The 12,960-nt window shown below is 36.1% G+C and carries 12 protein-coding genes; 5 read left to right on the top strand and 7 right to left on the bottom strand.

Annotated features, from left to right (window positions below; translation table 11 throughout):
- Positions 1-3 precede the first annotated feature (3 nt).
- Positions 4-2,424 (bottom strand): glycoside hydrolase N-terminal domain-containing protein, encoded by a 2,421-nt coding sequence (locus HMPREF9073_RS01035; protein WP_009412118.1) that lies wholly within the window; start codon positions 2,422-2,424, stop codon positions 4-6.
- An 18-nt stretch (positions 2,425-2,442) separates the two neighbouring features.
- Positions 2,443-3,423 carry a hypothetical protein gene (locus HMPREF9073_RS01030; RefSeq protein ID WP_009412117.1) on the bottom strand — a complete coding sequence of 327 codons (981 nt, stop codon included), beginning with the start codon at positions 3,421-3,423 and terminating at the stop codon, positions 2,443-2,445.
- Between the two features lie 127 nt (positions 3,424-3,550).
- On the opposite strand from HMPREF9073_RS01030, the gene HMPREF9073_RS01025 reads away from it, so the two are divergent.
- Together HMPREF9073_RS01025 and HMPREF9073_RS01020 are read left to right on the top strand one after the other, a co-directional pair.
- Positions 3,551-3,895: a CidA/LrgA family protein gene (locus HMPREF9073_RS01025; RefSeq protein ID WP_009412116.1), complete on the top strand. Its 345-nt coding sequence runs from the start codon at positions 3,551-3,553 to the stop codon at positions 3,893-3,895.
- Between the two features lies 1 nt (position 3,896).
- A complete protein-coding gene (locus HMPREF9073_RS01020) occupies positions 3,897-4,589 on the top strand; it encodes an LrgB family protein (RefSeq protein WP_009412115.1) in 693 nt (230 codons plus the stop codon).
- On the opposite strand, the gene HMPREF9073_RS01015 is transcribed toward HMPREF9073_RS01020, so the two are convergent.
- The 5 genes from HMPREF9073_RS01015 to recG all read right to left on the bottom strand — a co-directional run bounded on the left by HMPREF9073_RS01015 (position 4,564) and on the right by recG (position 8,087).
- Positions 4,564-4,998: a hypothetical protein gene (locus HMPREF9073_RS01015; RefSeq protein ID WP_009412114.1), complete on the bottom strand. Its 435-nt coding sequence runs from the start codon at positions 4,996-4,998 to the stop codon at positions 4,564-4,566. The genes HMPREF9073_RS01020 and HMPREF9073_RS01015 overlap by 26 nt on opposite strands.
- Positions 4,976-5,284, bottom strand: a complete 309-nt coding sequence (locus HMPREF9073_RS01010) for a hypothetical protein (protein WP_009412113.1) — start codon at positions 5,282-5,284, stop codon at positions 4,976-4,978. Before HMPREF9073_RS01010 ends, HMPREF9073_RS01015 begins: the two co-directional genes overlap by 23 nt.
- A 4-nt stretch (positions 5,285-5,288) precedes the next feature.
- The gene (locus HMPREF9073_RS01005) at positions 5,289-5,534 is read right to left on the bottom strand and encodes a hypothetical protein (protein WP_009412112.1); all 246 of its coding nucleotides are present in this window, start codon (positions 5,532-5,534) and stop codon (positions 5,289-5,291) included.
- Positions 5,524-5,871 carry an immunity 22 family protein gene (locus HMPREF9073_RS01000; protein WP_034555046.1) on the bottom strand — a complete coding sequence of 116 codons (348 nt, stop codon included), beginning with the start codon at positions 5,869-5,871 and terminating at the stop codon, positions 5,524-5,526. Before HMPREF9073_RS01000 ends, HMPREF9073_RS01005 begins: the two co-directional genes overlap by 11 nt.
- A gap of 101 nt (positions 5,872-5,972) precedes the next feature.
- Complete coding sequence (gene recG / locus HMPREF9073_RS00995) at positions 5,973-8,087, bottom strand: ATP-dependent DNA helicase RecG (protein WP_009412110.1); 2,115 nt, start codon at positions 8,085-8,087, stop codon at positions 5,973-5,975.
- A 110-nt stretch (positions 8,088-8,197) separates the two neighbouring features.
- On the opposite strand from recG, the gene alaS reads away from it, so the two are divergent.
- The 3 genes from alaS (at position 8,198) to hemN (ending at position 12,868) form a co-directional block, all read left to right on the top strand.
- On the top strand, positions 8,198-10,831 hold the full coding sequence (alaS, locus tag HMPREF9073_RS00990; protein WP_009412109.1) for an alanine--tRNA ligase: 2,634 nt from the start codon (positions 8,198-8,200) through the stop codon (positions 10,829-10,831).
- Positions 10,831-11,406, top strand: a complete 576-nt coding sequence (locus tag HMPREF9073_RS00985; RefSeq protein ID WP_009412108.1) for an ACP phosphodiesterase — start codon at positions 10,831-10,833, stop codon at positions 11,404-11,406. Before alaS ends, HMPREF9073_RS00985 begins: the two co-directional genes overlap by 1 nt.
- 97 nt (positions 11,407-11,503) lie before the next feature.
- The gene (gene hemN / locus HMPREF9073_RS00980) at positions 11,504-12,868 is read left to right on the top strand and encodes an oxygen-independent coproporphyrinogen III oxidase (protein ID WP_034555062.1); all 1,365 of its coding nucleotides are present in this window, start codon (positions 11,504-11,506) and stop codon (positions 12,866-12,868) included.
- The last annotated feature ends 92 nt before the right edge of the window (positions 12,869-12,960 follow it).

Here is a 12,960-nt window from a genome sequence, read left to right as displayed (position 1 = left end):
GTTTTATAGAATACTATAAGTAGCACCTTTTTCAGTAGGGAAAATCACTACTTGTGCTTTCTTTTTAGAGGGGATTAATAAAGTTTGTTTGTAGTAAATGCTTTTACCTGCAGGAAGTAAAACACTGCAATCAGCGCCATAGAGAGAGGTGATAGTAGCTGTTTTTAAGCGGTGTTTTTTCCAATTAAAACTCACTTCAAAACCATTGCGAGCTTTCATTCCTTCCACAGTACCTTTTTCCCAATCGGGGTGGGACGGGAGTGCAGGTAAAAAGCGAATGGTATAATTCTTTCCGTGACTTTGCAAAAGCATCTCAGCAATACCTGCTGCTCCTCCTAAATTGCCATCTATTTGAAAAGGAGGGTGAGCACAAAAGAGATTAGGGTAAGTACCTCCATTTTGTCCGCTGGTACTATTGGGATCTACAGGATGTAACAATTGTCGTAATAACACTAAAGCGTGATTGCCATCCTGTAATCGCGCCCAGAAATTTATCTTCCACGCACGTGACCAACCAGTACCTCCATCTCCTCGTATTTTGAGTGTTTTTTTAGCAGCTTTAGCTAAAGCTGGTGTATCCCAAGGGGTAATCTCGTCGTAAGGGTATAGTCCATAGAGATGTGATACGTGGCGATGATTGGGTTCAGCATCTTTCCAATCATCTAACCATTCGTTGAGGTCTCCTTTCCTACCGATGCGATTAGGGACAGTATGTGTTATTATTTCTTGCCATTGAGAGTAAAGATCACTATCGACACCTAATATTTTGGCAGCTTGTAGAGTGTTACTAAAGAGTTCTCGCACTATTTGCATATCCATAGTAGGGGCTATACAAGTGTTACCTATTTGCTTTTTGCCATCTTTTAGCTGGGGCATTATATAGGCATTTTCGGGTGAGTTAGAGGGAGCTGTAACCCAGTAGCCCGTTTTAGGATCTTTGATTAACAAACTTTGGAAAAAATCAGCTGCTTCTTTTAGTACGGGATAATATTCTTTTAAAAAATCAGTGTTGAGGGTGTAGAGGTAATGTTGCCAGATGTGCTCACATAGCCACGCACCTCCGGTAAGTGTAGAGCCCCATTCTGCCGATTCACCTGGGGAGGTGTAAAACCAAGGGTTGCTAATCACGTGTGCCACCCAGCCCTTAGCATTGTAATAAGCTTTTGCAGTTTTGCGTCCGTTAGCAACTAAGTTTTTAGTAAACTGATGTAAAGGTGTTGTGAGTTCAGAAAGATTAGTGCTTTCGGCTAACCAATAGTTCATTTGTAGATTGATATTCAAATGGTAATCGCCATTCCAAGGGGTTTGGTACTCTTCAGCCCATAAGCCTTGTAAATTAGCGGGTAAGAGACCTTCACGAGAGGAAGAGATGAGTAAATATCTACCAAAATTGTAATACAATATAGGTAGTAAAGCATCTTTTTTACCTTTGTAAAATCGCTGTAATCGCTCAAAAGTGCTAAAGGAGCTTGTGTCAGTATTAGCATCACTATACCAGCGATTACGATTAAAAAGTACTTGATAAGCCTTTTGGCTTTCTATAATAGCATTATCAAAAGGAATGGTTGTTTTTTGTAGATAATTATTAGCTTTTTGTAGTACATCATCTTGTGTAAGCCGTCCTTTAGTAAAATCATAATTGGTTGCAGCACTTATTTTAAGTACTATTTCTTTGGCTTTTTGTACAGAGGTAGCAGAGGCTGTATTTTGAAGATTTCCATCTGTTTGAATATCTATTACTGAAGCAAATTGCATTCCTTGTATATCATTATTAGGGAGGGCACCTGAGAGTATGATTTTATTTGATTTATAAGATGTTGTAGCATTCTCTTTGCGATTTAGAGAAATATCCATATCTAAGGGCTGAGAAGCTGTAATTTTTATCCAAATAAGGTCATTTTTAAAATCAGCAAAAGCAATTTGTTGAATATGGTTATCACCCCGCTTGAATGAAGTAAAAGCTGTAGCTTGGTCTAAACGAAGAATGCGTTGATAGTTTTTTATAGGGAGGTTAGTTTTCCAATCTAATTGTAACTCGCCCAATATTTGGTAACAACCATAGTTGCCATTTGCCCCATTACCGTTACAAGAACCTTTTCCTTTAGCAATAAAGTGTTTTTGCAAAAGGGATTGAGCTTCTAAATTTTTACCGTCTAATAGCAATTGTTGTATGGTTTTTAGATGTATATGAGCATCAGGATCATCAGCATCCTGTGTTCCTCCAGACCAGAGTGAGATTTCATTGAGTACAATTCTATCAATATCAGTTTTGCCAAAAAGCATAGCTCCTAAGCGCCCGTTGCCAATAGGTAAACTTTCGGTAAAATGTTTAGCAGGTTCGTGAAACACTACTGAAACATCTTGAGGTTGTGCATAAAGAAATAATCCAATTAGTAATGATATAAAGAAACTAATAGTTTTCATAATTTATAAAAGGTTGTATTATTTCAGAAGTAAATCGGTAGTACCTACTTGGTTGAGTTTATCGTCGTAAACAGTTACTTTATAAGTACCTTTTTCAAACTCTTTACCTACTTTGGCAATAAAGTCACAAATATCTACACTTTTGTTGTCGTAAATAAAGTGAGTAGCAGTGCTATAGTTCACACTTTCTGATCCAGAAGAGAAACTCTCATTGCTACCTAAAATAGTTCCAGAAGGTGAATTTACTTGTATGTAGAAGTATCTTGATCCGGATTTAGCAATTTTATTAGCACCTACAGTAAAGCATATTTTCAGTTTATCGGCAGCTCTACCTCTATCAGTAGTTTTATTTTTAGAGCCTTTCACTGCTTCAGCAATGAGTTTGCCAATTTGCAAAGCAGACCCTGTTTCCACTACCTTTTTAAGTTGATTAGTTTGACGAGCGAGAGAGTCTACTTTAGCACTTGCTAAATCTAATTTCACGCTTACACTATCCAAATCTTTTTTGATAGCCGAGTTCACACGCATTAAAGAGTCATTCTTTCTTATCAAAAGGTCGCGTTCTTTAGCTAAAGTGAAAGCTTGATTTTTGAAGCGAGCTAAAGAAGAGATACTCACTTTCATATTTTGTAAAGAGTCGATGTATTGGTCAATTTTATTGCGCGCTTGCAATAAATCTTCTTTTACATCTTTGTTTTCAATTACAACTTTGTCGTAGCTATCTCTCAGTAATTTTAAATCACTCATCACTTGTTTTTTTTGTGAGGTGAGCTCATTTTCAGTAATTTGTCTATCTTTATTGAGAGAATAGGTGTAATATCCTAAACCACCAGTTGCAATAGCCAATATAGCGATGAGTATTTTTGATAAAACACCGCCTCCTTTAGGCTTGTCGTCATCAGGGAGTCCATAAGCAGGAAGAGATTGATCGCTTCCTCTTTCAGCTAAACTGTTGTTAGCTTGTTCTAAAAAAAGGGGTTTGTCGTAGTTATTGCTCATAAGTCACTTTTTAAAATCTTGCAAATGTAGTAATAAAAATGTATATAATGCAAATTTTTTACATTTTTTTATTCACATTAAAAAAAGAAGTTGTAATTTTGCCACCGTTTTTTAATGGAAACAAGTTATGTTAATACGTTATTTTGCTATTATTTTTGGCTGTTTGGGTATAGGTGAATTGATTGTAGCCCTTACACATATTCCTTTTCCTTCTAGTATCATCGGAATGCTTTTTCTTACCTTATTTTTACAACTCGGATGGATAAAACTGCAATCAATTAAAGCTCTCTCCGATTTGCTAATTTCCAATTTAGGTCTCTTTTTTGTTCCTCCTAGCATAGGTATTATGGCTTATTTCAAGCAGATAGGTGAAAACTTTTTAGCTATTTTTATTTCTATTATTATCAGTACTATAGTGGTGATTGTAGTTACTGGTCACGTATATCAATTTTTCCGTAAACGTCTTAAATAAAATGAAAGCACTCGCAGAAAATCAAGTAGTTTTATTAGGTATTACCTTTATCCTTTATTATGGGGTATTGCTATTACAAAAAAAATATAATTCAGTATTCTTAAACCCTGTACTCATTACTGTTTTAGTATTAGTTTCATATCTTATCATCTTTAAAATATCTCCTGAAAAATATGAAGAAGCTGGACAGTATATTGATTTTTGGCTCAAACCTTCTATTGTAGCCTTAGGGGTACCTCTTTATCTTCAACTTTCTAAGATAAGAAAACAACTTATCCCGTTAGTAGTCTCTCAGTTTGCAGGTAGTTTAGTGGGGATTATAACAGTATGTTTAACAGCTAAATGGTTAGGACTATCTAATGATATTGCTATTTCTTTAGCACCAAAATCGGTAACAACCCCTATTGCATTAGAAGTATCGCGTGTGCTCCACGGCATTGAGCCTATCACCGTGATGGCAGTGATGACTACGGGCTTTTTGGGGAATATTTTTGGAATTACTTTTCTCAATTGGTTTCGTATCAAGAGTCCGATGGCAAAAGGAATTTCTTTAGGTACAGCTTCTCACGCGCTGGGTATAATGGCAGCGTTTAACCTCAGTGAAAAATATGCTGTATACGCGAGTTTAGGGATGATATTCAATGGTATTTTTACAGCTGTATTAGCTCCTACAGTGGTGCATCTGTTGTTCTAATTTCTGTGTTTGTTATACTTGCAGAATAAGGAAAATAGTACAAACTATCTATTTTTTCATCTTCAAAATGGATAAGGACTTTGTCTATAGTAATGTTGTTATCAGTAGTAGTTCGTTTAAAAAGTGTTTTAATATCGTTTAAACTCTTTTTAAAAATATCCATATCGTCAATAAATTCACATTGAAAGGGCTGTTTTTGCTCTTGAGGAGTTATTTCTTCAATCATTACATAACGAAGTATGTTGTTTTTAGTAAAGCTAAACTCTATTTTGTAATGAGTATTGTAGATCGCTAAAATTTTTTGGTTTTCAGACCACACATCAGCTATAGTTTGAACAAGAGTTTTATCATATAAGGCTTTATTTATACCTTTATCTGTAAAGAAATCAGTTGTTTTTATGATATACATATTTTATCAGATTTGCTAAAATTGATAGTAATGTTGCTATTGAAAACAAGGAGGTGATAAAAGCCAATGGTAGAGCATAAATAGTAATCTTTTCCAAGAAGTTATAAGAGAAAAAAACTACCTCAAAAATAGTGTTGCTCAGTATAGCTCTTTCGGAAGGATGTTTACTTTCTTCATATTGTAGCAGATAAGGAAAGAGTATTATATAACTGGTGAGCAATAATAAGAGGGCTACTATTAGATAGAAGCCAAAGTCTTTAAATGGTGTATATTTATCTACATTCATTACACTATTCAACTGTTATTTTTTGTCCTTTGTAAGAGAAATAATCCATAATAGCTTGTAATATTTCTTCTTGTTCTATATAAGAGAGGGTATTATCTATTGAATTGCGATAAATAACATAACTGTAAATGTTTTTTGCTGATAACAACAATCCTTCTCCTAAAATTTTATAGTAATTACCTTTGTAAGATACTATAATATTTCCTCTTGTAATTTCTTCTATTTTAATAGGTTCCTTATTACAAATCATATTGTCCTACATATACTAATTGGTTAAAGATTTCACCTTCTACAATATCGCGAGTATCTCCTGAATAGAAAAAAACAGCATTTCCTTGATAAATACCCATTTCTTTACATTTTTCTACTAATAAAGTTCTATTTTTAGCTCCCAAAGGTGTTTCTTTTGCTAAGAATTCTACATCTAAAACCCTATCAAATAAAGGAATGATACCTATAAAGTCGGGGTCATATTCTTCTTCGTTAATATCTTTACAAAAAAGGCAGTTATTATCTTCATCAAAATAAGATTGAAACTCCTCATTAGTACCTTCAAAAGTACCTATCCAAATTTTTATTTTGTTCATTTTCTTTTTAATAAGGTAAACTATTTCCAAATATCTTTAGTGCTTCAAATGAGTTATCAGTAGTTTCTTTTATGCTGAATGTTTTCATTTATTTTATAGGATTACGAAATATATGTCCATAAATTCTTGTGTCGTTGTAACTGATTAAGAGTATAAGCAACCCGTTGGTTTTGAGGTAATTCTAAATTAGGGTCAGTTTTGAGTAGGTCGATAGCTTGAAAGCGAGCAGCTTTTAGTATATCTTGGTCTTTCACGAGATCGGCTATTTTTAAGGCAAGCACTCCACTTTGTTGAGTTCCCATCAGGTCACCAGGACCTCGCAGTTTAAGGTCTACTTCAGCAATTTCGAAACCATCATTAGTGCGTACCATCGTTTCCATACGGATGCGAGTTTCGTTACTCATTTTATTGCCTGTGAGCAATATGCAATAACTCTGTTCACTACCACGCCCTACGCGTCCACGCAATTGGTGTAGTTGTGAAAGACCAAAACGTTCGGCACTTTCAATTACCATTACTGAAGCATTAGGTACATTTACTCCTACTTCTATTACGGTAGTAGCTACCATTATTTGTGTTTCATTGCGCAGGAAACGCTCCATTTCAGCATCTTTTTCAGCAGGTTTAAGTTTCCCGTGCACAATCGATACTTTGTATTTTGGTAATGGAAAACTTGCTGTGATATACTCATAACCTTCAGTAAGATTTTTAAAATCTAAAGCTTCTGATTCTTCTATGAGAGGATATACCACATAAGCCTGTCTACCTTTATCTATTTCTCTTTTGATAAATTCATAAGTCTCTGCGCGACGGTTTTCATATTGGTGTAAGGTTTGGATAGGTTTGCGCCCAGGAGGAAGTTCATCAATTACCGATACATCTAAATCGCCATATACGCTCATTGCTAAAGTACGTGGAATGGGAGTAGCTGTCATTACCAAAATATGGGGAGGAATAGTATTTTTACGCCATAGTTTTGCTCTTTGTTCTACCCCAAAACGGTGTTGTTCATCAATAATAGCAAGTCCTAAATTCTGAAATTGTACCTTCTCTTCTAATAAAGCGTGAGTGCCTATGAGAATAGAAAGTTCTCCAGATTGTAATTGTTCATCTAATATTCTGCGTTCTTTTGTTTTAGAGGAGCCCGTGAGTAGAGCAACGGTTACCCCAGTGTTTTTTAGTAACTCACTAATAGTTTGATAATGCTGATTAGCGAGAATTTCGGTAGGAGCCATTAAACAAGCCTGGCAATGATTATCTACTGCCAAAAGCATTGTCATTAGGGCAACAATTGTTTTTCCAGACCCAACATCGCCTTGTAACAAACGGTTCATTTGGGCATTGGAGCCTACATCAGCACGTATTTCTTTCAGTACTCGCTTTTGGGCATTGGTGAGAGGAAAAGGGAGGTGATGGTTGTAGAAGTTCATAAAAGCATCACCTACTTTTTTGAAAGGCTGCCCTTGAAATTTCTGTTTGTGTAACAGATTTTTGCGTACTAATTGTACTTGTATATAAAAGAGTTCTTCAAATTTCAATCGTATAGAGGCTTTGGTAAGCAAGGATTGGTTGGTAGGAAAATGAATGTTACGCATTGCCTCTCGTTTAGAAATGAGATTCATAGCAGTGAGTATTGTGTCAGGTAGATTCTCACTAAAATTATACCCTATTTCTTCGAAAACGGTTTGTACTAATTGTCGCATTACTCTATTGGTAATGTTGCGTTTAGCTAATTTTTCAGTAGATGGATAAACGGGCTGAATACTGCTATGTCCTGTTTTTTTGAACTCGCTGAGTAAATCCATTTCGGGGTGAGGCATAGAAAAAGTTCCTCCAAAGAAATTCAACTTGCCAAAAATAACATAAGGCTCGTTGATTTTTAGAGAATCACGCAACCATTTTAGCCCTTTGAACCACACGAGTTCCATAGTCCCTGTCTCGTCTACAAAGGTAGCGACAAGGCGGTTGCTTTTTTGATGAGCCGACTCTACAGTACGTAGATTTACTATTTTACCCACGAGTTGTACCTCAGCATTATTGTTTTGTAGCTCATTGATTTTGTAGAACTTAGTTCGGTCGATATACCTATTTGGGAAGAGGTTCAACAAATCTTGATACTCATAAATGCCGAGTTCCGTTTTTAGGAGTTCAGCTCGCTGAGTGCCCACCCCGCGCAGATGACTTATAGAAGTATGTAGGATATTTTCTGGAATCATAAGGGCAAAAGTAGTGAATAATTAGTAAATGAGCAAATTTGCTAATTGAAAAAAATATTGTTACTTTTGCGCCCTGAAAAAGTTAATTATCAACTATTAATCGAAAATATATGACTTCACAAGAAATAAGAAATCTATTCCTAAAATTCTTCGAAAGCAAAGGACATACCATTGTTCCTTCAGCTCCTATGGTAATCAAAAACGACCCTACTCTAATGTTTACCAACGCAGGTATGAACCAGTTTAAAGAATTTTTCTTAGGGCATGCAAAACCTAAACACAAACGTGTGGCTGATACTCAAAAATGTTTGCGTGTATCGGGCAAGCATAACGATTTGGAAGAGGTAGGTCGCGACACCTATCACCACACGATGTTTGAGATGCTCGGCAATTGGTCATTTGGTGATTACTTCAAAAGAGAAGCCATTAGTTGGGCGTGGGAATTGCTCACCGAAATATACAAAATTCCCAAAGAAAACCTCTATGTAACCATTTTTGAAGGCAGTGAAGAAGATGGTGTACCCTTTGACCAAGAAGCATTCGATATTTGGAAAGAACGGATTGCTGAAGATCATATCTTGCTTGGGAATAAGAAGGATAACTTTTGGGAAATGGGAGATCAAGGACCTTGTGGACCTTGCACCGAAATTCACGTAGATATCCGTTCAGATGAAGAAAAAGCCAAAGTGCCAGGTCGCGACCTTGTGAATAACGACCACCCTCAAGTCATTGAGATTTGGAATAATGTGTTTATGGAGTTCAACCGCAAGGCTGACGGTAGTCTTGAAAAACTTCCTTCACGCAATGTAGATACAGGGATGGGTTTTGAGCGCCTCTGTATGGTACTTCAAAACAAACAATCAAACTACGATACCGATGTTTTTACTCCACTTATTCACAAAGTAGAAGAGATTACCAAAAGTCATTATAATAGTAATGGTCGTGTAACTCCTGAACAAGAGCATATAAATATTGCAATTCGTGTGATTTCAGATCATATTAGAGCAGTAGCTTTTGCCATAGCCGATGGTCAGTTGCCCTCTAACAATGGTGCTGGTTATGTGATACGCCGTATTTTGCGTCGTGCTATTCGCTATGGTTTTACTTTCTTAAACCAAAAAGAACCATTTATTTATAAATTAGTAGAAACCCTTGCCGCTCAAATGGGGGCTACTTTCCCCGAATTAGAGAAACAACAATTATTGATTATGAGTGTGATAAAAGAGGAAGAGGCTTCTTTCTTGCGTACTCTTGAACAAGGTTTGTTGATGCTTGATGTGATGATTCAAAATAGCCCTGATAAGCAACTATCGGGTGGAAAAGCCTTTGAATTATATGATACTTATGGTTTTCCTAAAGATTTAACTGCGCTCATTCTTTCTGAAAAAGGGCTCACTATGGATGAAGAAGGGTTTGAAGTACAATTACAAAAGCAAAAAGAACGTTCGCGTGCTGCTGCTCAAGTAAAAACTGATGATTGGGTAGTGCTTCGTAACGATGATGAAGAAGAGTTTATAGGGTATGACGCCTTAGAGGCTGTAGTGCGTTTAGTGAAATATCGCCGAGTGGAAAGTCAAAAAGATGGTACTCATTTTCAGCTGGTATTCAACACTACACCCTTTTATCCAGAAGGAGGAGGACAAGTAGGCGATAAAGGTACATTACAAGCTGCTAATGGTGAACTTATTTATATTTTAGATACTAAAAAAGAAAACAACCTCATCATTCACATAGCCGAGCATCTTCCTACAGAACTCAACGACCCGTTCAAAGCAGAAGTACATTCAGTAGCACGTGAAATGGCAGAAGCCAACCACAGTGCAACACACTTGTTACACCAAGCTTTGCGTGAGGTATTAGGCACACACGTAGAGCAAAAAGGTTCACGTGTAGCCCCTGAAGCTTTGCGATTTGATTTTTCACATTTTGCTAAACTCACTTCTGATGAACTTAAAGAAGTAGAGCGTTTGGTAAACAAACGTATTTTTGAGAAAATTCCTTTGCAAGAACACCGAAATATTCCTATCCAACAAGCGGTAGAATCTGGGGCTATGGCGCTCTTTGGTGAGAAATATGGCGACCGTGTGCGTATGATTCAGTTTGGAGATAGTAAAGAACTCTGTGGGGGTACTCACGTGAAAAATACAGGTGATATTTGGTTTTTCAAAATTATCTCAGAAGGAGCAGTAGCAGCTGGTATTCGTCGTATTGAGGCAATCACTCGTGGAGGAGCTATGCAGTATTTCATTGAACAAGAGCAGCTGGTAGAGCGTATCAAAGAAACAGTTAAAAATACACAAGACCCTGTGAAAGCTATTACGCACTTACAAGAAGAAAATGTGGCTTTGCACAGAGAATTGGAACAACTGAAAAAAGAACAAGCTAAACAACTCAAAGCTAATCTCAAAGCTGAATTTACTGAAATTAATGGTATTCAATGCCTTATCAAACAAGTAGATGCTGAGGTAGCAACGCTTAAAGACCTTGCTTTTGAATTAGGTAATGAGGTGAAAAATGCTTTTGTATTTTTTGCTTCAGCTCACGAAGAAGGTAAAGCACTCTTGTTATGCTATATCAATAAAGAATTGGCACAAGCCAAAGGATTAGACGCTGGCAAAATAGTACGCGAATTAGGTAAATACATTCACGGAGGTGGAGGTGGTCAACCATTCTTCGCAACTGCAGGAGGTAAAAAACCTGAAGGTATTTCCGAAGCATTATCTAAAGTAAAAGACTTTCTATAATGAATTTTTTAGCCCATATTTATCTCTCAGGAGAAGGTGATGAATTACTTACTATTGGTAACTTTATTGCCGATACCGTACGAGGTAAAGAATACTTACAATACCCCGAAGCAATGCAACGGGGTATTTTATTACATCGGAGAATAGATACTTTCACTGATGCACACGCCATTTTCCGCCAAAGTAAACACCGATTGGTGCCTACTTACAACCATTACGCAGGAGTTTTAGTAGATATTTACTACGATTACTTCCTTGCTAAGCATTGGAAAGAATATTCTACTATATCTTTAGAACAATATGCCCAACGTTTTTACAACTCTTTACAAAAACATCAACTCTTGTTAAGTGAAAAATCACAGAATTTGAGCAAATATATCATAGCAGAACATTGGTTAGAAAAATATCAGACTATTGAAGGAATAGCATCAATACTCTATCAAATGGATAGGCGTACGGGATTTATTTCCAAAATGCAATATGCTGCCAATGATTTGTGCAAGGATGAAAGTTTATATGAAAAAGAGTTTGGAAACTTCTTTGGAGAAATACAAAAAAACTATACGAGATATTGAATTTCAGAAAATTAGATTGTTGATGTTATTTATTTTTCATTTTTCATTTTTCATTTTTCACTTTTTTTTATACCTTTGCCTCGTTTTTTACAAAAAAATGCCAATATCTCTTATTCAAAAATACAATGTAGCAGGTCCTCGCTATACTAGCTACCCTACTGTCCCTTATTGGGATAGTAGTACTTTTTCCACTGAAAAATGGTTAGAGAGTTTATCCAAATCATATTCTGAGAGTAATAGTACTGAAGGTATTAGTCTCTACATTCATTTACCTTTTTGTGAGAGCCTTTGTACTTTTTGTGGTTGTCATAAGCGTATTACCAAACGTCACGAAATGGAAATACCTTATATAGAAGCAGTACTCAAAGAGTGGCAATTGTATACTGATTTTTTGAAAGAACGCCCTCGTATTAAAGAGATACATTTAGGAGGTGGTACTCCTACCTTTTTTCAACCTTCTCAATTACGCCGATTGATAGAAGGTATTTTTGAGCGTGCTGATAGAGTGAAAAACTATGAGTTTAGCTTTGAAGGGCATCCTAATAATACCACTGAAGCTCATTTACAAACACTTTACAATTTAGGTTTCAAACGTGTGAGTTATGGTGTACAAGATTATTCGCCTAAGGTACAAAAAGCCATTCACCGCATTCAACCTTTTGAAAATGTACAGCGTGTTACCGAACAAGCCAGAACTATCGGCTATACCTCTGTAAGCCACGATTTGATCTTTGGTTTGCCGTTTCAAACCTTAGACGATGTACTCTTTACTATTGATAAGAGTAATACCCTTCGTCCAGATCGTATAGCTTTCTATAGTTATGCACATGTACCTTGGATAAAAGGTAGTGGGCAACGTGGTTTTAAAGATGAAGATGTACCTACAGGAGAAGTGAAACGTCAATTGTATGAAGTGGGTAAACAGCATCTACTTGAGGCAGGCTATATAGAAATAGGGATGGATCACTTTGCTTTACCTACTGATAGTATGTATCACGCATTCAAAAACAAACAATTACATCGTAATTTTATGGGGTATACCGCCTCTAAAACTCAAGTGATGATAGGTTTAGGAATGTCATCTATCAGTGATAGTTGGTATGGTTTTGCTCAGAATGAAAAAGATTTAGACGACTATTACGCACGTCTTGAAAAGAATGAAATTCCTGTTTGTAAAGGGCATATTCTCAATAAAGAAGATTTGATTATCAGGCGTCACATTCTTAACCTAATGTGTCAGTTTGAGACCTCTTGGAATGATGAGGCACTTCAATTTCCTGAAATAAACGAAGTAATAATGCACTTACAGGAGATGCAAAACGATGGATTGTTGCATATAGCAAATAATCATATAGAAGTTCCTGATGCAGGTAAACCTTTTATTAGAAATATATGTATGGCTTTTGATTTACATTTACAACGCAAAATGCCTAACACCAAAATATTTAGTATGACAGTTTAAAAAGTTATACTTAACCGTCATAGTGATTGAGTTTTTTAGTTAGTGATGAAAAGGGACAGTTGTGAAATTCGTCCCTTTTCTTTTTTGTATTT

The sequence above is a fragment of the Capnocytophaga sp. oral taxon 326 str. F0382 genome, assembly GCF_000318295.1.
Taxonomy (GTDB): domain Bacteria; phylum Bacteroidota; class Bacteroidia; order Flavobacteriales; family Flavobacteriaceae; genus Capnocytophaga; species Capnocytophaga periodontitidis.
Note: the sequence above shows the minus strand (reverse complement) of the source record. Positions and strands in the feature narration are given on the sequence as shown.

What these genes read in the sequence shown, in the direction of transcription:
- HMPREF9073_RS01035 (WP_009412118.1), bottom strand. Translation starts at nt 2,424, where the DNA reads ATGAAAACTATTAGTTTCTTTATATCATTACTAATTGGATTATTTCTT.
- HMPREF9073_RS01030 (WP_009412117.1), bottom strand. Translation starts at nt 3,423, where the DNA reads ATGAGCAATAACTACGACAAACCCCTTTTTTTAGAACAAGCTAACAAC.
- HMPREF9073_RS01025 (WP_009412116.1), top strand. Translation starts at nt 3,551, where the DNA reads ATGTTAATACGTTATTTTGCTATTATTTTTGGCTGTTTGGGTATAGGT.
- HMPREF9073_RS01020 (WP_009412115.1), top strand. Translation starts at nt 3,897, where the DNA reads ATGAAAGCACTCGCAGAAAATCAAGTAGTTTTATTAGGTATTACCTTT.
- HMPREF9073_RS01015 (WP_009412114.1), bottom strand. Translation starts at nt 4,998, where the DNA reads ATGTATATCATAAAAACAACTGATTTCTTTACAGATAAAGGTATAAAT.
- HMPREF9073_RS01010 (WP_009412113.1), bottom strand. Translation starts at nt 5,284, where the DNA reads ATGAATGTAGATAAATATACACCATTTAAAGACTTTGGCTTCTATCTA.
- HMPREF9073_RS01005 (WP_009412112.1), bottom strand. Translation starts at nt 5,534, where the DNA reads ATGATTTGTAATAAGGAACCTATTAAAATAGAAGAAATTACAAGAGGA.
- HMPREF9073_RS01000 (WP_034555046.1), bottom strand. Translation starts at nt 5,871, where the DNA reads ATGAACAAAATAAAAATTTGGATAGGTACTTTTGAAGGTACTAATGAG.
- recG (WP_009412110.1), bottom strand. Translation starts at nt 8,087, where the DNA reads ATGATTCCAGAAAATATCCTACATACTTCTATAAGTCATCTGCGCGGG.
- alaS (WP_009412109.1), top strand. Translation starts at nt 8,198, where the DNA reads ATGACTTCACAAGAAATAAGAAATCTATTCCTAAAATTCTTCGAAAGC.
- HMPREF9073_RS00985 (WP_009412108.1), top strand. Translation starts at nt 10,831, where the DNA reads ATGAATTTTTTAGCCCATATTTATCTCTCAGGAGAAGGTGATGAATTA.
- hemN (WP_034555062.1), top strand. Translation starts at nt 11,504, where the DNA reads ATGCCAATATCTCTTATTCAAAAATACAATGTAGCAGGTCCTCGCTAT.